Source organism: Desulfobulbaceae bacterium DB1 (assembly GCA_001914235.1).
GTDB lineage: Bacteria > Desulfobacterota > Desulfobulbia > Desulfobulbales > SURF-16 > DB1.
The window spans coordinates 72393-93625 of sequence record MQUF01000020.1; the positions used below are offsets into that span (position 1 = coordinate 72393).

Below are 21233 nucleotides of genomic sequence, written 5' to 3' on the forward strand. Positions count from 1 at the left end.
TCTGCTTTCACGACTGTTTTTTTCCATCGGGGAAGAAGGTTGAGAAAAGAAATCCTCTTCCCTTCTTTATCATGATCGCGATGAAAAATCGATAATGAATCGAGCCAAGCTGGAGCCGAAGGCCGGGGTGTTAATGCACGATGAAATGGTCGAGCTGTTGCATCTGTTCCGGAGAAAGATCCGTAAATTGCACACGGTGATGTCTGGTCTGCACCAGATCGGACGGGATGCGGAAATCCGAAACAGAGCTGACCCGCAGGTTTTTCACGATAAAGCCGTCATGGACGATATCGATGTTTTTCGGGTTTCTGAACCATTGCTCATTGCCGACATAACGGAAAACAAGGCCGTCTGTGTCCATTGCAATGATATGAAAGGGGATGGCGAAGTCAAATACGGCCAGGGTCCGTTCCTTGATTCTGCTCCGGTTGTCATGGCTTTCCGTTGCGATCTGCATGGTAGCTGCGTTCATCATGTGACCTCCCTGGTGAATGGTCCGTTTCCGTGAATGGCGACGGCGCTCATTGGGGTTTGATGATGAATCAGTGCAAAAGGAGTACCACGCTGTGAATTAAGCCGTTTTTGTTTGTCGTTTCAGTTAGTTAAGAGCAGAAATGGCGAAGGGGAGGGAGGTATGAGTGGTGGGTTATTTGGCCAATTGTATTTGCAAATAACCCACATTGTGGCACCAGCGGATTGGGCAAAATGCGCAGGACTAGATCGAACGGCCCGGGCCGCAGAACCAAATGGCCATGTTTCGGGCCAGTTGCAGGTTGCCGTCCTTGAGGAATTGGTTTTGAAAGAGGGCGTCATCACCAAAAACAACAAAGGCGCCTTTGCCTGCCTGGCCGGCCAGAATCAGGGAGAATGACTGCACTGCGTCTTTGTCGTTCAGTTCGCCGTTCTGGTTCAGGTCAATCCATGCCTTGGGGCTGGTGCGGCCGATAACGCTGATTTCCGGTTTTTTGTGGAGCAGCGCCCAGCCGCCGTATATCTGAAAGCTTTTCAGGTCGCGGGTGAGAGGGTGAGGCGCGAAATCCTTGACTGCGAAATTCCGGGGATTGCCGCCGATGACATTTTCCTGTTCCGAGATCGCAGCGGAAGACACGGCAATGCCCAATTGCGGCATCAGGTTCATGAGGGGTTCGCTGATGTGGGTCATGACGGCAAGTTTCCCCCCCCGGTAGATAAACTTCATGATGGCCACCACCTCGGCGGTGGAAATGGGCGCAAAAGGACCGGAAATGATGAGGACGTCGACATCCTGGAGGGTTTGATCGGAAAGCGGTATGCCGGTGGTGCGGATTTCCGCGCCCTGTTCGATAAAAACGTCGGCCAGGGCGGAAAGATCGAGCGGCCGCTTTTTCTCGACCAGAAACTGTTGGGCGTGGGCCTGATCAAACAGGACCACCGGCCCGGCCAGGGCGTTGCCCGCCCAGAAAAGAAAAATGGGAACAAGGAGAAAGACGGTGCGTCGTATCATCATGATGTTTTTCATGGGCGTGATTCCTTGGCAGGCTTTGCGGGAAAGAGGTCTTTGATTCTTTCCCATATTTGGGTGAAATGGGGACGATCCGCACAGGACAGGGTGAGCAGCAGTTCGTTTTTTTCAAAGGAAAGGCTGTGCTCAAGCCGTGCTTCAGTGGGGAGAGCCAGACCGGCGGTAAACTGGTGGAAATTTTTTTCCGCTTCACTGAAGCGGGGAAAGCGTTGACTGGAAAGCCATTTCATCAGATTGGCTGTTTTTTGCGGCACATTCGCTTCCGGATGATTGATAATGGCTGCGACCTCTGTGCCGGACAACAGCTCGCAGATGGTGATGCTTTTCCTGGCGGACAGTTCCCGGCTGGTGACGACCAGTTTTTTCTGGTTGCCGACACTGAGCCGCAGGTTGTTTATCATTTCAAAAAGGGCCATGCGGTCGCTGAAAGACAATTTGCTCAGTTCAAAGGCGACTTTTTCCTCCAGGTGTTGTTCATGGACGGCAATAACCAGCGGTTCTTCCAGTTCAAGCAGTTTCAGGTCGCGCTGGATTAAGTAAACCGAGGGGGAAAGCTGCATGAGCGGCAGGTGGTTTTCGGCCAGTTGCTTTTCATCCAGCCATTGCAGTGCCTTGAGAAAAAAGGTTGCCCGCTCCACTGGACTGAGGGGTTTGCCCAGCAGTCTTTCTTCCAGGCAAAGCCCAAGGGTTTCCGCTTCCGATGTTTTTTCGGTCAGTTTAATGCAGTCGCAGGTGACCCCGGCGCACTGTTCCATGGCGATGCGCAATCTTTTTCTGCCGGCCACGATGACAAAGGATGCGGCTGATTTTTCCTTGACAATGGGCGGATGGAGGATGCCGTAACGTTTGATGGAGTCGACCAGGGAGGAAGGGATCTCCTCCGTGCAGTATGGGGGCAGAAGTGCGTAGGTGTCGTCGGCAAAATCAATATGACGCAGGGTGATACGGGAAATGTGCATCGGCTTCCTCTGGTTTTTTGGGAGCCGTTACGAAAGAGCCGCTTTCCTTCTCCCTGTTTCACTGCGGCCCCTTTGCCGCTCCGGACCTTGCCGCGGCCATGCTCTTTCGCGGCCGCGGCGTTGCTTGTTGCCATAAGCTTATATCCTGAAAAAGGTCAATGACGAAAGAAATTTTTTAACAAGCGACGGCTCTTGTGTTTTAATGAGGAAATGCGCGAGAAAAAAGTTATCATGATTGCCGCCATGACCCTGTGCGGTCGGATCAGTCCGGCACCGCTGGGAAGTGCCGTTGACCGCCGTTTTCTTGAAGCCGTGCGGGATAAAACGGATGCCAGCCTCATGGGCGGCAATACCCTGCGGCATGGCGACCCGGAAATGCGAGGAAGCGTTTGCGGTCGGCATCGCCTGCGCGCCCTGATCACCATGAGCGGCGATATCCCGGTCGCGGGGAAGAAAATATTCGCCCAAGGACCAAAGCCCCTTGTTTTCTGCGGTGATGGCGTTCATGCGGGTCTTGGCGAACGGTTGCGAGGCAGGGCTGAGCTGATTGCGCTGCCGCTCCTTGATGGATTTTTGTCGATTGCCGCGGCCATCCGTGAGCTTGAAAAGCGGGGTGCCGGGTCGATTCTTGTGGAGGGTGGAGCAATACTGAATTACAGGGCGCTTCGGGAACGGGTGGTGGATGAAATTCTGGTGACCATAACCCCGCAGTTGTTCGGCGGAGAAGGCGCCCCTTCCCTGGTGGAAGGAGTCGGCTCGCTTGGCTGCCCCTTTCTTGCCCTGGAGCTTCTTTCCTGCAGACAGGAAAAGAATGGGGAGCTTTTCACCCACTATCGGGTAAAATATGAGGAATAACATGCATAAACAGGAACTTGCGATTCTTTTCTCCGGCGGCACCGATTCCCTGGCCCTCTACGCCCTGGCAACCGCCGGCCATCATCCGGATATGCCCAGGCCCCGGCGTCTTCATCTGCTGAACATGCTGAACGGCATGGGGCGTTTCCCGGACTTCACCCGCAACCGGTATGAAGTAGCCCGCGCTCTTCTCGCCCGGCGCGTGCCCGACTCCATGGAGATCCCAGACAGCTACCTGGTTGAACTTGATATGGGCCGGCTTTTTCAGGGATTGTGGCTTGACCGCTATGAGGAATTCATGCCCCGCTACGGCGGGAAAAATTTGGTATGCGTTGCCTGCAAGCTTGCCATGCACATCAGGGCGGTGCTTTATTGCAACGAGCATCTCATTCCCACCGTGGTGGCCGGGTATACGAAAAAACAAAGTCATTATCCCGAACAGACGCCGGTTTTCATGGAAAAAATCGCCAAATTCTCGGCGCGCTTCGGCGTTGCCGCCCGGTATCCGGTGTACGATGATTTTGCCGAGCAGATGACCACCCGTCATCTGCTGGAGGATTTCGGCCTGCCTTCCACCGGGGGCGGGGAACGGAAGTGTCTGTTCAGCCAGACCTTGGCCACGGCAACGGAAAAGGAGATCGGCCTGTATCTGGACGACATGATTCCCCGGGCCCAGGACTATATTGAATGCGTGCAGGACGGCAGGATTGCCGACGCAGCCCGCTGTTTCCCGCCGGGAAATTTGGTGAAATAGATGCGGTGTTGCAGTGGGGAAACAGTGAAATACTATTTTTTTTTACGAGACCATCAATTCTGCCGGAATATGAAAAGAGACGTTTATGCCGCGACTGACCGAACAGGAACAACAGGAAATCATCCGCTTTATTGAGGCGGACAAGCCGCTGCCGGACAGATACCGTTTTCTGCTTTTTGCCGATAAACGCGAGGTGGAGCTGGTCTGGAACGGCAAGTCAAATGATGTCTGCAACATCGTGTTGCCCTTTCAGACCATCGAGCAGGTGGATGAACCCCGGGCCGAGAAGACGGCGGACAAGGCCATCCAGTTGAACCTGTTCGGCCTGGACGAACGGGGCCGCCAGCTCAAGGGCTGGACCAACAAGCTCATCTGGGGCGACAACAAGCTGATCCTCGCCAGCCTGAAAAACGGGCCGCTGCGCGACGAGATCGACAAACAGGGCGGCCTCAAGCTGATCTACATCGATCCGCCCTTTGACGTGGGCGCGGATTTTTCCATGGACATCGAGATCGGCGGCGATACCTTCACCAAGAAGCCCAATATCCTGGAAGAGATCGCCTACCGCGACACCTGGGGCAAGGGGGCGGATTCCTTCATCAGCATGATCTACGAACGGCTGATCCTGATGCGGGACCTGCTGGCCGAGGATGGCAGTATTTATGTGCATTGTGATTGGCGGGTGAACGCGTACATTCGGCTTGCTCTCGAAGAAGTTTTTGGACGTGAACAATTTCAAAATGAAATTGTTTGGATAAGAACGAATGCCCACAACATGCAGACCCAAGGGTATGTTCGTTCTCAAGAAACTATTTTTTTCGCTTCCAAATCGGATTCCTTCATTTTCAATGAACAACGAACTGCCTATGGTGATGCACAGCTTGGAAGATATAAAAAAGACGAAAATGGCAGGCTATACACTGGGCGAGACATGACATTTTCCTCCGCGAATCCAAATCGTCAGTTCGAATGGCGAGGAACAAAGCCCCCATCAAACCGCTCATGGGGATACCCTTTGGAGAAACTTGAAGAACTTTGGGCAGAAGGTCGTATTTTAACGAAACAGGACGGTACACCGAGGCTCGATGGATTAAAAGTATACCTTGATGAGACCAAAGGAAAACCCCTTACAACTCTATGGGATGACGTCGGCCGCATTGGAAACACCTCGTCGGAACGTCTCGGCTACCCCACCCAAAAACCAGAAGCCCTCATCGAACGCATCATCAAGGCCTCTTCCAACGAAGGCGATCTGGTCGCCGACTTCTTCTGCGGTTCCGGCACCACGGCGGCGGTGGCGGAAAAACTGGGCCGCAAATGGATCGCCACCGATCTTGGCAAATTCGCCATCCACACCACCAGAAAACGGTTGATCGGCGTGCAGCGCGGCCTCAAGGCCGCCAGAAAAAATTACCGGGCCTTTGAAATCTTGAACCTGGGCAAGTACGAGCGGCAGCACTACATCGGCGTTAGTCCCGACCTGCGGGAAGAACAGCGTCACAAACAGCTGGCCGAAAAGGAGGCCGCCTTTGTCGAGCTGATCCTCAAGGCCTACCGGGCGGAAAAAGTGGAAAACTTCGCCGGCTTCCACGGCAAGCGGGCCGGGCGGCTGGTGGCCGTGGGGCCGGTCAACCTGCCGGTGACCCGGCTCTTTGTCGAAGAGATCATCCTGGAATGCCGCAAGAAACACATCACCAAGGTGGATATCCTGGGCTTTGAGTTCGAGATGGGGTTGTTTCCCAATGTGCTGGAGGAGGCCAGGGCCAAGGGCATCGACATCGCGCCCAAGTACATCCCGGCCGAGGTCTTTGACAAGCGGGCGGTGGAAAAGAATCAGGTGGTGTTCCACGACGTGGCGGCCATCGAGGTCAAACCCCTGGCCACGGAAGGCAAAAAAGGCAAGCCCCCTGCCGTGTCCGTGCAACTGACCGACTTTTCCGTCTTTTACTCCCAGGATTCCATCCAGCACGCCGAAGAGAGCTTGAAAAACAAGGGCAGCAGGGTTGTGGTGGATAAGGGCCGCATCGTCAAGGTGAGCAGGGACGCCAAGGGCATCCTCACCCGCGAGACGCTGACCCACCACTGGACCGACTGGATCGACTACTGGGCCGTGGATTTCAACTTCGAGAGCAAGCGTGAGATCATCCGGGTGCGGAATCCCGAAAGCAACGAGTGGGAGGAACAGTGGACGGGCGACTACATCTTTGAAAACGAGTGGCAGTCCTTCCGCACCAGAAAGGACCGGTCGCTCGAACTGACCAGCGTGGCCCAGGAATGCCTGCCCGGCCGCCGCAAGATAGCGGTCAAGGTGGTGGACATTTTCGGCAACGACACCATGACGATTATCGAGGTGCGGGTGTGAGCCCCCCTGTCTGCACCATTATCGCCGGCCCGAATGGCGCGGGCAAAACGACGTTTGCGCTCTCCTGGCTGCCGGAAATTCATTGCCGCAATTTCGTCAATGCGGACTTGATCGCGGCGGGACTTTCGCCACTGGCACCAGACAGGGAACTGATTGCGGCCAGTCGTTTGTTTCTGCGTGAGATTGAACATCATATCCGAAGACGGGAAGATTTTGCCTTTGAAACAACGCTTTCCGGCAAAACCTATCTGCGGCTGATCCGAAAGCTCCTGGATGATGGGTGGCGGGTTGATCTCTACTATCTGTGGTTGCCCAGTGTCGAGATGTCCATTGAGCGGGTGGCGGAAAGGGTCGCCCACGGCGGCCACGATATTACGCGCGAGTCCATTGTCCGGCGATACCCGCGCAGTATCGCCAATCTTCTGAACCATTACGCGCCGCTATGCAGCTCGACCATCTGTCTGGATAATTCGGAGCTTCAGCCCGAGGTCATTTTCGTGCAGGACCATGCCGGCCTTTCGGTGGAAAATGAGCCGCTGTTTGCTGCTTTACAAAAAGGAGACAATGATGACTGAAATTCAACGTCAATCACAACAGGTAAGAGAGGCCCTTAAACGCGCCGTTGCCGAGGCGCTGGAAAGAAAACGGCGGCTGGGGCAGTATGCGGTGTTTTTTCAGAACGGCAAGCCGGTGCGAGTTGAGCTGGATCGGATTCATACGAAAAGAAGCTGATACTCATGGCCCTTCATCCTGATTTCCCCGCTTCCCCCCATGCCATTCTTGATCCGGCTCTGCGCTGGTTCCCGGCCGACGAGGCCCTGCGTGAGACGACCCAGGACAAGCTGATGCCGCCGCTGGTGGCCCGGCTGCGCCGGAAGGTCAAGGAGTTCCGCGACGGCGGCTATGCAGGCGCCACGGATACGAGCCGCAGCCTGCTCACCTGGTGGTTTACCGCCCCGCACCTGCTGGAGAAGGCCGACGGTACGATGACCCAGTTCCAGTATTACTTCGCCCAGCGCGAGGCACTGGAAACCATCATCTATCTGTATGACGTGGCGGGCGTGCGGGACAAGTTCGACCTGATGCGCTTTGACGGCTCCGGCGTGGTGTCGGCCGGCATGTTCGATGAAAGTTGGCGGCGGTTCGTCATCAAGATGGCCACCGGCACCGGCAAGACCAAGGTGATGAGTCTGGTCATCGCCTGGAGCTTTTTCCACCGGCTGTATGAGCCGGATTCCGTTTTGTCGCGCAACTTTCTGGTGATCGCGCCCAACATCATCGTGCTGGACCGTATCTATCACGATTTCCAGGGGCTGCGCATCTTCTTTGCCGACCCGGTGCTGCCGGATAACGGTTTTGACGGCCGCAACTGGCGGGATGATTTTCAACTGACCCTGCACAAACAGGACGAGGTGCGCGTCACCCGGCCCACGGGCAATATTTTTCTCACCAATATCCACCGTGTCTATGCCGGCGATGACATTCCTCCCTCGCCTGATGACGAAAACACCATGGATTACTTTCTGGGCAGGCGGCCCACGGGCGCGACCACGGATTCCAGAGTGGATCTGGGGATGATCGTGCGCGACATCGACGAGCTGATGGTCGTTAACGACGAGGCCCACCACATTCACGATGCCCGGCTTGCCTGGTTCAAGTCCATCGAGGACATCCACAACCGGCTGTTGCAGAAAGGTGGCGCCCTGGCCTTGCAGGTGGATGTGACCGCCACGCCCAGGCATAACAATGGGGCGATCTTTGTGCAGACGGTGGCCGATTACCCGCTGGTGGAAGCCATTTCGCAAAACGTGGTCAAGCACCCGGTGCTGCCCGATGCGTCCAGCCGGGCCAAGCTGTCCGAACGGCAAAGCGCCCGGTACACCGAAAAATATGCCGACTACCTCGACCTGGGGGTGATCGAGTGGCGCAAGGCATACGCCGAACACGAAAAAATGGGCAAGAAGGCCATCCTGTTTGTCATGACCGACGACACCCGCAACTGCGATGACGTGGCCGACTATCTGGAGGGCCGCTACCCGGAACTGAAAGGCGCTGTGCTGACCATCCACACCAAAAACAACGGCGAGATTTCCGAGGCGGCATCCGGCAAGGCCAGGGAGGAGCTGGAGAAGCTGCGCAAACAGGCCAATGAAATCGACGGTCCGGAGAGCCCCTGCAAGGCTATTGTCTCGGTGTTGATGCTGAAAGAAGGCTGGGACGTGAAAAACGTCACCACTATTGTCGGCCTGCGCGCCTACTCGGCCAAGAGCAACATCCTGCCCGAACAGACATTGGGGCGCGGCCTGCGCAAAATGTACCCCGATGGACTGGAGGAGTATGTCAGCGTCATCGGCACTGATGCCTTCATGGATTTTGTCGAGTCCATTAAAGCGGAAGGCGTGGAACTGGAACGCAAGGCCATGGGCGAGGGCACCCAGCCCAAGACCCCGCTGGTGGTGGAAGTTGACCGGGAGAACGTGAACAAGGATATCGAAGCCCTGGACATCGAAATCCCAATTCTCACGCCGCGGGTTTACCGGGAGTACAAAAACCTGGCTGACCTCACCACTGACAAGTTAATTGTGCAGCTGGTATCGTACCAGGAATTCAGCACTGAGGAGCAGCGGGAGATTGTCTTCAAGGACATCACAACGGGCGAGATCACCCATACCACGATGCTGGACAGCGCCGGGGTGGCTGACTATCGCAGTGTGATCGGTTATTTCGCCCAAACCGTCATGAAGGAACTGCGCCTGTTCAGCGGCTACGACGTTCTGTACGGCATAATCAAGACCTTTGTGCAAGGGCGGTTGTTCGGCCGGGCCGTGGATCTGGAAAGCGGCAATACCTTGCGGAATCTCTCGGAGCTTGCGGCCACCAAAACGGTGATTGAAACCTGCAAACGGGCGATCAACGACCTCACGGTTCTGGACAAGGGCGATGCGCAAATACGGGATACCATCAAGCTGCGGCAGACCCGGCCCTTTGTGGTCAAAGACCAGGGGTATCTGATTCCGAAAAAATCGGTATTCAACAAGGTCATAGGCGACAGCCGCTTTGAGCTGGAATTTGCCGCGTTTCTGGAAAATTGCCCCGATGTAGTGTCCTACGGTAAGAATTATCTTGCCGTGCATTTCAAGCTCGATTATGTCAACGCCGCAGGCGATATTGCCAATTACTACCCGGATTTCATCGTCAAGCTGGCAGAAAAGCGCATCGTCATCGTCGAAACCAAAGGGAGGGAAGACCTGGATGTCCCGCAAAAAATGCTGCGGCTTGCGCAGTGGTGCGAGGATATCAACCGGGCGCGGCCTGGTGCCGGCTACGACTTTGTCTATGCGGATGAAGAGGGCTTCCGGAAGTATCAGCCGAAAACATTCCGGCAGTTGCTTGATGGGTTCCTGGAATACAAAAATGAGGATCAGATTTGACCACGTCAATTCGTAAAGACCAGGGCGCGCCTTTGATTTCCAGGGCAACCCATCAGCAGGTAATCGCCTCCGGCACCGACGTGCCGGAGCAGTCGCCCTCCTTTGCCCTGCCTCTGGACGAAGTGGGAATCTCCGGCAAGACGGTATGGGTGAGCCTGCCCGAGGGGCGGCTTCCCTTTGCGGCGCGCATCACGGTTGATCTGCCGTCCCATGTCCGGGGAATCCATATGTCGCGGCTGGAGCAGGCAATTGCCGAGCTGCATGGCCGCAAATTTACCAGGCTGTGCGATTATGCCCGGGCCCTGGCGGAAATGGTCGTCGAACGACAACGGGGCACCATTGCCCAGGTTGCCGTCACCGGCAAACGCCCCTTGCTGCAACGTTCCAAGATCAGTCGGCAGGTTTCCGTTGATTCATTGGCCTGCAGGGTGGAGGCACGGGTGGAGAAGGGCGATGATGGCCTGCGTGTTCTTTTGACCAACGGCATCGGCGTGTGCCATATTACCGCCTGTCCCTGCACCCAGGTCTACAACCTCGAGGTTTTTGCCGACCGGGGCGATTGTCCCATGCCGACCCATTCACAGCGCTCCCAGACATGGCTTTCCCTGCGCGGGCTGAGTCAGGTGCCTTCCCATAATGACCTGCTTCCCTGTCTGGAGCAGGCCCTGCATCTGACCCAGGATCTGCTGAAACGTCCGGATGAGGCGGAAATAGTCCTGAAATCACATCGTTGCCCGCAGTTTGCCGAAGACGCGGTGCGGGAAACGGCACGTTCCGTGGGGCTTTGTTTCCGCGGCAGGCTGCCGCCGCAAACCGAGGTCATCATAGAGTCCCTCAGTCTGGAAAGTATTCATATTCATGATGTCTGTTGCCGTCTGTCAACAACCCTGGAAAATATCTGCGCCGAACTGTGAGACAGCCGTAAAATTTAATGTCGGGGCACAAGAGGTTGCCTTTGCCGCTTCGTGTCTTTGCGTTAAAAAAAAGATTTTTCACCACGGAGCACGCGGAGATCGCGGAGAAATATTTTTAATAACAGGCTGTTGTCTTTGTGTTGACTGTGTCCTCCGGGCTATTTTTTTGCGGATCCGTCATTTGTCGGCATGGTCGTCTCAAAAATCATGGAAGTTCTGAAATCGTATCGTCAATGATTCCTCATCAATCGCCCATTCAGGAAAAAGAATATCAGCCCGAGCTTCTGCGAGCCATCGCCTCCCTTGCCGCCCGCTATCAAGTAGAGCTTTATGTCGTGGGCGGCACGGTGCGTGACCGGCTGACCGGAGTTGCGGCGCGGGACCTTGATCTCGCCGTCTCGGGCCGCGCCCTGGAATTTGCCCGTCAGCTGGCCGGGGAAACCGGGGGCACTTTTGTCCTGCTTGATGCGAAGGAAGAAACGGCCAGGGTTGTCCTGCATGGTTTTGTGGTCGATATCGCCGGTTTCCGGCAAGGGGCTGTTGATATCAGGCATGATCTGGTAAAACGTGATTTTACCATCAATTCCCTGGCCGTGCCTTTCGGGGTCGATCTGCCGGTTGTTTTGCCTTCCTCAACAGTGATTGATCCGACCGGCGGACTTGATGACATCCGGAAGAAAACAATCCGGGCCCTGTCATCTGAAGCCTTTATCGACGATCCCCTGCGCCTGCTGCGCGCCTTCCGTTTTTTTGCCGAAACCGGATTCCGGATTGAGGAGCAGACCCTCCGGTGGATCGAAAAATATCGTGACCTGCTGGCAGGGGTGGCCCCGGAACGAATCGCCTGCGAGCTTGATTGCCTGATGGCAAGCGGGCGGTCCTTTGCCGCGGTCGGTCTGCTGAAGGAAACGGGCCTGCTTGGGGTCATTTTGCCTGAGCTGCTGCAAGGCGAGGGGGTCGACCAGCCGTCCAGCCATCATCTTGACGTTTTTGCCCATAATCTTGAAGCCCTGAAGTGGATGGAGAAAATTGTCGAGCAGCCCGGCGCTTTTTATCCCAGCCACGCAACGGAGCTGGAAACCTATCTTGCGATAGACGGGAAAAAAACGCGGCTGCAATGGGCGGCGCTTTTTCATGATTTGGGGAAACCGGCCGCCGTCAGGGTTGTCGACGACCGCATAACTTTTTACAACCATGACCGGCTGGGGGCCGACCTGTTTTTGTCCGTAGCCGCAAGGTTGCGCTGGAGCAGGCAAAAGCGTGATGACGTGGCCCGTCTCATTTCCCTCCATATGTGGCCCTTCCATTTATGTAATGTCCGGAGGAAAAATGATGTCACGCCGCGATCCTGCCTGAAACTGTATAAAGCCGCGGGACAGGATCTGCCCGGGCTTTTTCTGCTGGCCATGGCGGACAGTCTGGCCGGACAGGGGCCGGGAAAGCCGCCCGGTATGGAAAAGGAGCTTGCCGGACTGTTCGACCGGGTTCATGATGTCTGCCGCAAGCAGGTTGAACCGGTCCTGGCCGGTCCGCCGCTGCTCACCGGCAGCGATTTGATTGCCGTGGGACTCGTGCCGGGGCCGTTTTTCAAGGATATTCTCGGCGAGGCGGAGAAGGCCCAGGTGGAGGGAACGATACGAGACCGTTCCCAAGCCCTGGCCTGGTTGCGTGATATTTTGTCTTCCCGTTGAATTTATTTGATTTTTTTTGATCCGCCGGTGTAGGCTTGTGGGAGAAATTTTTTGTTGCGGGGAATTGGGCAACAACAGCGTGAAGCGAATGCAGGGCAAGAAAAATGAATTCTTCCCCCTGTTTTTTAATAATCAGATAAACGGTTTGAGCATATGACAACTGCAGAGAACAGCGGCACGGACACCAGTGCCTATTCGACGATTTTTGGTTTGAAGAATGCTGAACAGTTCAAGCAACGGATCCAGCATCATCTGATGAGCTTTCAGGGGCGTGATCCCATGCGGGCCGGTCCCCGGGACGTTACCAAGGCACTTTCCTACGCCCTGCGGGATGTGCTGGTGGAAAAATGGATTGCCACTCAGAAAAATTTTTATACCACAAGGAAAAAACGCGTTTATTACCTTTCCCTGGAATTTCTCGTGGGCCGTTCTCTCGGCAATGCACTGGTTAACATGGGGCTCTTGGGCGAGGTCAGCAAGGCGCTGGAACAGCTTGGTTATGATCTTGAGGAAATCAGGGAAACCGAAGAGGATGCCGCATTGGGCAACGGCGGTCTCGGCCGTCTGGCCGCTTGTTTTCTTGATTCCATCGCCACCTTGAAAATTCCCGCCTACGGCTATGGAATCCGCTATGAATACGGGCTTTTTTATCAGAAGCTGATCAACGGCTATCAGGTGGAAACGCCGGACAACTGGCTGCGTTATGGAACGCCCTGGGAGTTTGAACGCGCCTCCTATGTGTTTCCGGTCCAGTTTTACGGCAAGGTCAACAGTTACGTCGATAAAAACGGTTTTTATCGCTCCGAATGGGTGGAAACCGATGACGTGACCGCCATGGCCTGCGATATCCTGGTGCCCGGCTTTAAAAATGATCATGTCATCAATATGCGGCTCTGGACGGCCCGAGCTTCCCGTGAGCTTGATCTCGGTTTTTTTAATGCCGGCGATTACATCGGCGCGGTGCAAAGCAAGGTGCGATCGGAAACGATTTCCAAAGTTCTCTACCCCTCGGATGATATCCGCGAAGGTCAGGAATTGCGGCTCAAACAGCAATATTTCTTTGTTTCCGCCACCTTCCAGGACATCATGAGGCGATATAAGAAAAAGAATATCTCCTTTGATCATTTCAGTAACGAAATCGCCGTGCAGTTGAACGACACCCATCCGGCCATCGCCATCCCGGAACTGATGCGTATTTTGATTGATCTTGAAGGGTTGAACTGGGAAAAGGCCTGGGACATCAGCACAAGGACATTTGCCTATACGAATCATACCCTGATGCCGGAAGCGCTGGAAACCTGGCCGGTGGATCTGCTCGGTCGTGTTTTGCCGCGCCACCTGCAGATCATCTATGAAATCAATCGGCGTTTTCTCGAACAGGTTGAACAGAAATATCCGGGCGACACGGACAAGTTGCGCGGTATGTCCATTATCGCCGAGGGAGAGGTCAAGCGGGTGCGCATGGCCCATCTGGCCATCATCGGCAGTCATTCGGTCAACGGAGTGGCCGAGCTGCACACCCAGCTTCTCAAAACCAGGATCTTCAATGATTTTCATCAATTCTATCCGGGGAAATTCAACAATAAGACAAACGGCATCACCCCCCGCCGCTGGCTGCTCAAATGCAATCCCGGGCTCGCCCGTCTCATCTCGGGGAAAATCGGCTCAGACTGGGTGACCGACCTTGACCGGCTGAGGGAGTTGGAAAAATGGGCCGGGGATGCCGCTTTTCAGAAGAAATGGCGGGAAATTAAGCGCGATAATAAAAAACGGCTGGCACGTTTGATCGAAGAGGTTTGCCTGATTCGCGTCAATACGGACACTATGTTTGATGTGCAGGTGAAGCGCATCCATGAATACAAGCGGCAGCTGTTGAATGCCTTGCATGTTGTTTCCCTTTATCACCGCATTGTCAATGAGCCCGGACTTTCCATAACCCCGCGGACCATTATTTTTGCCGGCAAGGCGGCGCCGTCCTATCAAAAGGCCAAACTTGTCATCAAGCTGATAAATTCCATCGGCGAGGTGGTGAACAGTGATCCGCGGGTCGGCGGGAAACTCAAGGTGGTCTTTATCCCGAACTATAATGTCTCCCTTGCTGAAAAGATTATTCCCGCCGCCGACCTTTCCGAACAGATCTCCACCGCCGGCACCGAGGCTTCGGGAACCGGCAACATGAAATTTGCCTTAAACGGCGCGCTCACGGTGGGCACCCTTGACGGCGCGAACATCGAAATACTTGAAGAGGTCGGTCGGGAAAACATCTTTATCTTCGGCATGACCGCGGACGAGGCTGAATACGAGAAACAGCACAAAAGCAGATCACCTCGGAGCATCTATGAAAAAAGTCCGGTGGTGAAGCGAATAGTTGACAGTATCGGGGATGGTATGTTCAGTTATGGGGATCGGGAAATTTTCCGCCCCATCGTCAATGATCTCATGAATGAAAATGATCCCTACCTGCTGCTGCAGGATCTGGAATCCTACATCGACTGCCAGGAGAAGATAAGCGCTGTTTACCGTGACAAAAAGCTGTGGACGGAGAAATCGATCTTGAACGTGGCGCGAATGGGGAAATTTTCCAGCGATAGAACCATCAAGGAGTATGCCCGCGATATTTGGGATATCAAAGATGTCTGAATTCCGGGGGGCCGCTGAAACAGCTCCCCTTGCGTTGTTTTCTTGAATTTCCCGGTCAAGCCGGTTGAGCGTCTCTTCCGGCTGCGTCAGTACGGGCACCGTATAAAAATGAAAAGATCTTTCATGCCTGCTGATGAAAGTGATGAAAATAAAGTGATAATCATATGTACCGATCCTTCTACAATCTCAAGGAAAAACCCTTTCAGATAACAACCGATTCCCGCTTTCTCTGGCTTGGAGAAAAACACAAGGAGGCATTTGCCACGCTTAAGTACGGTGTGCTTGACGACAAAGGCTTTCTCCTCCTCACCGGAGATGTGGGCACCGGAAAAACTACGCTCATCAATGCGCTGATTAAAAGCCTCGGTTCCCAGGTTCTGCTGGCGAAAATTCCTGATCCCAAACTCGAGGTGATGGATTTTTATCGCTATATCGCCAATGCCTTTTTCATTAAAAAACCGTTTCAATCAAAAGGTGAATTCCTTTTGCTTTTTACCGAATTTCTGGAACGGGCGCATGAAGCGGGCAGGCAGGTATTGCTCATTGCCGATGAGGCCCAGCGTTTAAGCGACGATCTGCTTGAAGAGATCAGGCACCTGTCCAATATTGAAAAAGAGCATGCCAAACTGCTCAATATCTTTTTTGTCGGTCAAAGTGAATTCAACAATATCCTGCTGGAAAAGAAAAATAAGGCCATCAGACAAAGAATTACCATCAATTACCGCCTCGAACCTCTGACCGAAATGGAAACCGGGGCATACATCCTCCATCGTCTCCAGGTCGTCGGTTCCAAGTCGGAAATTTTCAACCCGGAAGCAGTGCATGAAATTTTTCTTTTTTCTCAAGGTGCACCGCGCCTGATAAACATTATCTGCGACAGGGCCTTGCTCACCGGTTTTGTCGAGGGGAAAAAGAAAATCGGTCCGGAGGTCATACAGGAGTGCGCCGCCGAGTTACGGATTACTCCCTATATTGACGAGGATGAGCAGGCGCGGGCTGCGCAGCCCCGGAAAACGGCAGCTGAAAAAAGCGTCTCGCCTGTCAATGGTGGAGAAAAGAGCTCCCCTGTTGCCGCCAACAACCATGTCCCGCAGAATGAAAAACAGGAAGAGGTCGCACTCGATCTTTCCGATGTCAGGAAAAAAAAGGGAGGAATGTGGGGGATTTTTCTGGTTTATTTCCTTCTGGTGATCCTTATCGGGGCCATATGCGCCTTTTTTTTCCTTTCTCCCCTTTGAGAAATGACCAAAGAGCAAACCTTATCAAACGATAAACAGTGTGATTGGGGAAAAGTCGGCGGCATCGGTGAATGCGCATCCGTCCCCGAGTTTCCGAGCTCCCCGGCGAAAGAGGAGGGGCTTGCCGCATTTTCAGGAGAATATCAATGGGCATACGCGCGCGCGTTATTTTGATGATGGGCATTTTCAGTCTCCTTGCCACCATGGTCACCGGTTTGGCAAGCTATAAGCTCACCGAGCGCAATGCGGTGATGGAGGCGAAAAACAAGGGGCAGCTTCTTTTCAACTATATCATTGCCTCCCGTACGTATTTCAAGACGCAGCAACGTGACCTTGTCATGGAGTTGGTGGAGGAAAATCGCTTTTATCCGGAATTGATGTCGGGTTTTGTGGTGAGCAGGGGAGTTTGGGACATTTTCAAGCAAAAAAACACGGGCTATCAATTCAAGCAGGCAACCCTTGATCCCCTTTATCAGGCAAACAAAGCAGACAGCGATGAGGTGAAGATGATTTCCGCTTTTCGCCGGGACGCCGGGTTGGAAAAGCAGGAGGGCATCATCGACAAACAGGGCGAGAAGTATTTTTATCTGGCGTATCCCATCAGAGTCGACGGCAAGGGATGCCTGCGCTGTCATGGAGAGCCGGCCGATGCGCCCAGGGACCAGATTGAGATTTACGGCACGGCAAATGGATATCACTGGCAACTTGGGGATACCGTTTCCGCCTATGTTGTTTATGTGTCGATTCAAGACGCCCTTGCCGCGGCAAAAAGATCGGCGGGCATTCTGTTTCTCATTGGTCTCGGCTGTTTCTTTATCGCGCTGCTTTCCCTGGTCCTTTTTCTGGACCGCCGGGTGATTCAACCGATCGAGTATCTCAGCGACCGGGTTGAGGAGATAGGTCAGGGAAAAAATTTGCATGAGAGTTTCAAACATGAAACAGATGACGAGATAGGCATTCTGGCACGGGCAATTGAACATCTCTGGCGCGCCATGGTGAAAAAACAACAGGGTGGGGCAAATGATGCAAAGTAAAAAATATATTATTTTCCCCGGCCTTCTTTCGTTCTTTTCCTGTTTGACCGTTGCCGTTTCCCTTGCCGCTGCTGAAGATTGCGGCAGACAACTGGAGGAGTTGAGCCGGATAACGGGGTTGCTTGAGCGGCAAAACTTTCTGGAAAAAGCGATCGTCCTGTGCCCGGATGATTATCAGATGAATTATTTCTATGCCTATAATCTGGAGAGGCTGCGGAAATACGAGGAATCACTGGTTTATTATCGGAAGTCGGTGCAGCTTAACCCTGATTTTGCCAAAAGCTATGTCGGCATGGGCGATGTCTATCTGGTGCTGAAGAACAACAAAGAGGCGGTTCATGCCTTGAAAAAAGCGATTTCGCTTGATGCGGAAAATATCCTGGCGCAACGGTTGTATGCAAAGGCGATTCAGCCGATAAAAAACGACCCGGCCGGCATGCCGGATAAGGTGGACAAACAACCGACAGAGGCGCGCCGGGATTCTGTCCCCCCGGTAAAAACAGACATCCCGGAAGTGGCGACCGAAAAACCATCCGACCTTGCCGCGCCGGCGGCTGCGGTCCCGCCCCCGGCTGAAACCGCCGAGGGTCAGGACATGACGGCGGAGGGGTTTGCCCGGGACCTGAAGTCGGGCGAAGTTGGTTTGCCGGTTCGTTTTTTGATAAGTTCCGGAGAGCTTAGCGACGAGGCGAAGGAAATGCTGGACCGCGTGGTCTGCAAGGCATTACAGGGCGCCGAACTGCGGGATAGTCGTTTTGAAATCGCCGGGCATACCGATGACAGCGGTACCGTTGCCCACAATATGTGGTTGTCTCAAATCCGCGCCGAAAAGGTTCGCGACTATCTGGTGGAAAAGTGCGGTACGGCCCGGCAGAGGTTCACTGTGGCCTATTTCGGACAAAGCAAACCAAAAGTCCCGAATACCACCCGAGAAAACCGCGGACAAAACAGAAGGGTGGAGATCAGGCGGCTTGAATAAACGGGTAATTTTTTTTGATTGCCATTCTTCCTCCGGCGATGGCATCCGGCACATTCCGCGGCAAACCGCTGCCGTGAAAAGCGGAGCCGAAACCCTTTCCCCCCCTGCCTTTTTTTCTTTTCTTCATCTTTTCTTCACGTTTCAGATGGTATAAATCAGGATTGACCGAAACGTTGTCCGTCCGAGGTCCGGTTCTGCGGCCATTGCTGAAATTTGTTTTTTGAATTATATTTTCACCTGAATGTTTTCCACCTGTTTTTTTTCATTTTCCATCAAGGTATATGCATGAAATCCGCTTTCAACATCGAAGACCGCTCAAAAGTCCTGCGTTTTTATTTTTTCAGCACATTTATTGTCGTGCTTGTTCTTTGCTCAGGCTATCTTCGCCAGATCGACCTGGTTGATCCGTGGACTATTTCTTTTTCTTTGTTTGCCTATGTCTCCTACGGCGCTTTTTATCTTCTGCCGTCGGCCCTGCTGACCTGCTTCGCCAACTGGTTTCTGGCAAAATGGGACAGCCGGAAACGAACTGTTTCCCGCTGGTCGCGGCATACCGTTTATGCCGTTGCGGTGCTCACCACCTCGGCCACGACCGTTGTTTTGTTTGCCGATCAGGTGATATTCGGCTTTTTCGGATTCCACATCAATGGCTTTGTCTGGAATCTCGTTTCAACTCCCGGCGGCATCGAGTCCATGGGCGGGTCAGATACGTCAACCCTGACCTATTTCGCTATTGGAAGCGGCTTTGTCGTCCTGCAGATTGCCCTCATCGCCGGTATCCATCTCCTCTGGCGTCAAAAAAAGCTTTCCGGCACGGTCATGCCGTTTTTGACGAGGAAAAACTTTTTAATTGCAATAGCCTGCATGGCCACGGCCCAGAGCGTCATGTACGGCGTGAGCAATCTGCAGAACCGTCTTCCCGTTCTCAATGCAGCCTGGGTTTTCCCTTTGTACCAACCCTTGACCTTCAGAAGTCTGGCCAAGCGTTTCGGCGTCGAGGTGAAGAAAAGCCCTGATGTCACCCATGAGCAGAAAGGCGGGCGCCTCACCTATCCCCTTGTCGCCCTGCAGGTGACAAAACCGGAAAAACCATTCAATGTCGTCTGGCTTGTGGCCGAGTCATGGCGGGCGGATATGCTAAATGCGGAGGTTATGCCGGGCACATGGTCTTTTGCGGAGAAATCCCTCGTATTCAAAGAGCATTACAGTGGCGGGATCGGCACGCGCATGGGGATGTTCACCATGTTTTACGGCTTGTACGGCCCCTACTGGTTCCGTTTTCTCGACGAACGGCGCAGTCCGGTGCTGATGGACACCATCCTGCAACAGGGCTATCAGCTCAGTATGTATACCAGCGCCAAGTTTTCCTATCCGGAATTCGATAAAACCATTTTTGCCGGGGTAGCGGCGGAGTCCCTGCACGAAGCAAAGAAAGGCGCCGGTTGGGAGCGGGACCGGCAGAACGTGACGGACATGCTTTCATTTATCGAGGGCCGCGATCCTTCCCGTCCCTTCATGACCTTCATGTTCTTTGAGTCTCCCCATGCCCGCTATTATTTTCCGCCGGAAGACGCCATCAGAAAAGAGTACCTGGCGGATTTCAATTATGCGACCATGTCCCCTGAAAGAGACATGGATCTTATTTTCAACCGCTATATCAACTCATGCCATCATCTTGACTCACAGATTGCCCGCGTGCTTGATTCCCTGGAGCGTGAGGGTTTGCTGGATTCCACCATTGTGCTCATCACCGGTGACCATGGCGAGGAGTTTCTTGAAAAGGGGCATTGGGGCCATAATTCCAATTTTACCGAGGAACAGCTTCGCGTCCCCCTGATTCTTCATATCCCCGGCCGCAATCATGAAAAGATCACCCGCATGACGTCCCATCTCGACATTGCTCCCACCGTGCTTGGCCTGCTCGGCATGGAAAGCCCGGCGGAAAAATACAGCCAGGGGCATGATCTTCTGTCCGGGCCGGAACGGCAATTCACCATTGCCGGCGACTGGTCGCGTATCAGTTATATCGACAAGGAGTTCAAGGCGGTTTTCCCCTTCAGCAACAAGGGACTGAGCCGAAGTCGTTTCACCACGAAAGACGACAAGGAGCTTGCTGATCCGGATATTTTCTGGCGAGGCCATAAGGACGTTGTCGTCAACGCCATGAAGGAATTAAATACATTCCTGCAGCCCACAGATTGACAAGATGAATATTCTGCTTGTCGATGACGAACGGGAATTGCGCAATCAACTGAGAAAAGTGCTGGAACGCCAGCATTACCGGGTGGAAGAGGCCGCTGATGGTGAAGCGGCGCTTGATAAAATATGGAACGACACCTATGATCTTGTACTGCTCGACGTCATGCTTCCAAAGCTTGACGGGTTGGGCGTGCTTGCCGCGATACGCAAAGCCGGACTGAATCTGCCGGTTCTCATGCTGACTGCCAGGGGAGCCATTGATGATCGGGTCCGGGGCCTTGATCTCGGTGCTGACGACTATCTGGCGAAACCCTTTTCCCTTTCGGAACTGCTTGCCCGAATCAGAGCCATGCTGCGGCGCCGGGGTGAACGCGACCCTCTTCTCTGTGCCGGCCCGATTGTGCTGAATACGGTCAGCCGGATCGTCACCAGGAATGGCGAGGAGGTTGCCCTGACAGGGAAAGAGTTCGCCATTCTTGAGTTTCTGCTCTACAACAAGGGCAGGGCTGTTTCCCGTTTTAATCTGGCTGAACATGTCTGGGGTGATGATTTCGATCCCTTTACCATGTCCAATTTTATCGATGTCCACGTAAAAAATCTTCGTCATAAGATCAGAACGTCTGATGAATCCATCATCCGCACCCTGCGCGGGGTTGGCTTTATTATTGACGGCTGA

General features: G+C 53.9%; 16 protein-coding genes. 13 read left to right on the forward strand and 3 right to left on the reverse strand.

Translation table 11 applies throughout. The features are described 5' to 3' along the window. Positions 1-130: 130 nt before the first annotated feature. The 3 genes from BM485_15215 to BM485_15225 all read right to left on the reverse strand — a co-directional run bounded on the left by BM485_15215 (position 131) and on the right by BM485_15225 (position 2460). The gene (locus BM485_15215; GenBank protein ID OKY74155.1) at positions 131-475 is read right to left on the reverse strand and encodes a hypothetical protein; all 345 of its coding nucleotides are present in this window, start codon (positions 473-475) and stop codon (positions 131-133) included. A 240-nt stretch (positions 476-715) separates the two neighbouring features. Next, the gene (locus BM485_15220; GenBank protein ID OKY74194.1) at positions 716-1486 is read right to left on the reverse strand and encodes a hypothetical protein; all 771 of its coding nucleotides are present in this window, start codon (positions 1484-1486) and stop codon (positions 716-718) included. Positions 1487-1494: 8 nt separating this feature from the next. Then, positions 1495-2460, reverse strand: coding sequence for a hypothetical protein (locus tag BM485_15225; GenBank protein ID OKY74156.1), 966 nt, complete (start codon positions 2458-2460; stop codon positions 1495-1497). A gap of 210 nt (positions 2461-2670) precedes the next feature. On the opposite strand from BM485_15225, the gene BM485_15230 reads away from it, so the two are divergent. The 13 genes from BM485_15230 to BM485_15290 all read left to right on the forward strand — a co-directional run bounded on the left by BM485_15230 (position 2671) and on the right by BM485_15290 (position 21233). Next, complete coding sequence (locus BM485_15230) at positions 2671-3315, forward strand: hypothetical protein (GenBank protein ID OKY74157.1); 645 nt, start codon at positions 2671-2673, stop codon at positions 3313-3315. A 1-nt stretch (position 3316) separates the two neighbouring features. Further along, positions 3317-4069, forward strand: a complete 753-nt coding sequence (locus tag BM485_15235) for a hypothetical protein (GenBank protein ID OKY74158.1) — start codon at positions 3317-3319, stop codon at positions 4067-4069. Between the two features lie 85 nt (positions 4070-4154). Continuing rightward, a complete protein-coding gene (locus BM485_15240; GenBank protein OKY74159.1) occupies positions 4155-6431 on the forward strand; it encodes a site-specific DNA-methyltransferase in 2277 nt (758 codons plus the stop codon). Then, complete coding sequence (locus BM485_15245; GenBank protein OKY74160.1) at positions 6428-7006, forward strand: hypothetical protein; 579 nt, start codon at positions 6428-6430, stop codon at positions 7004-7006. Before BM485_15240 ends, BM485_15245 begins: the two co-directional genes overlap by 4 nt. 162 nt (positions 7007-7168) lie before the next feature. After that, on the forward strand, positions 7169-9862 hold the full coding sequence (locus tag BM485_15250; GenBank protein ID OKY74161.1) for a type III restriction endonuclease subunit R: 2694 nt from the start codon (positions 7169-7171) through the stop codon (positions 9860-9862). Beyond that, positions 9859-10776, forward strand: a complete 918-nt coding sequence (locus BM485_15255; protein ID OKY74162.1) for a hypothetical protein — start codon at positions 9859-9861, stop codon at positions 10774-10776. The genes BM485_15250 and BM485_15255 overlap by 4 nt, the downstream gene beginning before the upstream one ends. A gap of 233 nt (positions 10777-11009) precedes the next feature. After that, positions 11010-12467, forward strand: coding sequence for a hypothetical protein (locus BM485_15260; protein OKY74163.1), 1458 nt, complete (start codon positions 11010-11012; stop codon positions 12465-12467). A gap of 153 nt (positions 12468-12620) precedes the next feature. After that, positions 12621-15107: a glycogen phosphorylase gene (locus BM485_15265; GenBank protein ID OKY74164.1), complete on the forward strand. Its 2487-nt coding sequence runs from the start codon at positions 12621-12623 to the stop codon at positions 15105-15107. Positions 15108-15271: 164 nt separating this feature from the next. Next, on the forward strand, positions 15272-16345 hold the full coding sequence (locus BM485_15270; GenBank protein OKY74165.1) for a hypothetical protein: 1074 nt from the start codon (positions 15272-15274) through the stop codon (positions 16343-16345). Between the two features lie 146 nt (positions 16346-16491). Next, entirely contained in the window at positions 16492-17379 is an 888-nt protein-coding gene (locus BM485_15275; GenBank protein ID OKY74166.1) for a hypothetical protein, read from the forward strand. Further along, positions 17366-18358 (forward strand): hypothetical protein, encoded by a 993-nt coding sequence (locus BM485_15280; protein ID OKY74167.1) that lies wholly within the window; start codon positions 17366-17368, stop codon positions 18356-18358. Before BM485_15275 ends, BM485_15280 begins: the two co-directional genes overlap by 14 nt. Positions 18359-18643: 285 nt before the next feature. After that, complete coding sequence (locus tag BM485_15285; GenBank protein OKY74195.1) at positions 18644-20560, forward strand: hypothetical protein; 1917 nt, start codon at positions 18644-18646, stop codon at positions 20558-20560. Between the two features lie 4 nt (positions 20561-20564). Further along, a complete protein-coding gene (locus BM485_15290) occupies positions 20565-21233 on the forward strand; it encodes a DNA-binding response regulator (GenBank protein OKY74168.1) in 669 nt (222 codons plus the stop codon).

Coding starts and splice junctions, on each gene's coding strand:
- BM485_15270 (OKY74165.1), top strand. CDS start 15,272: ATGTACCGATCCTTCTACAATCTCAAGGAAAAACCCTTTCAGATAACA.
- BM485_15230 (OKY74157.1), top strand. CDS start 2,671: ATGCGCGAGAAAAAAGTTATCATGATTGCCGCCATGACCCTGTGCGGT.
- BM485_15285 (OKY74195.1), top strand. CDS start 18,644: ATGAAATCCGCTTTCAACATCGAAGACCGCTCAAAAGTCCTGCGTTTT.
- BM485_15265 (OKY74164.1), top strand. CDS start 12,621: ATGACAACTGCAGAGAACAGCGGCACGGACACCAGTGCCTATTCGACG.
- BM485_15220 (OKY74194.1), bottom strand. CDS start 1,486: ATGATGATACGACGCACCGTCTTTCTCCTTGTTCCCATTTTTCTTTTC.
- BM485_15235 (OKY74158.1), top strand. CDS start 3,317: ATGCATAAACAGGAACTTGCGATTCTTTTCTCCGGCGGCACCGATTCC.
- BM485_15280 (OKY74167.1), top strand. CDS start 17,366: ATGATGCAAAGTAAAAAATATATTATTTTCCCCGGCCTTCTTTCGTTC.
- BM485_15250 (OKY74161.1), top strand. CDS start 7,169: ATGGCCCTTCATCCTGATTTCCCCGCTTCCCCCCATGCCATTCTTGAT.
- BM485_15275 (OKY74166.1), top strand. CDS start 16,492: ATGGGCATACGCGCGCGCGTTATTTTGATGATGGGCATTTTCAGTCTC.
- BM485_15240 (OKY74159.1), top strand. CDS start 4,155: ATGCCGCGACTGACCGAACAGGAACAACAGGAAATCATCCGCTTTATT.
- BM485_15290 (OKY74168.1), top strand. CDS start 20,565: ATGAATATTCTGCTTGTCGATGACGAACGGGAATTGCGCAATCAACTG.
- BM485_15225 (OKY74156.1), bottom strand. CDS start 2,460: ATGCACATTTCCCGTATCACCCTGCGTCATATTGATTTTGCCGACGAC.
- BM485_15260 (OKY74163.1), top strand. CDS start 11,010: ATGATTCCTCATCAATCGCCCATTCAGGAAAAAGAATATCAGCCCGAG.
- BM485_15215 (OKY74155.1), bottom strand. CDS start 475: ATGATGAACGCAGCTACCATGCAGATCGCAACGGAAAGCCATGACAAC.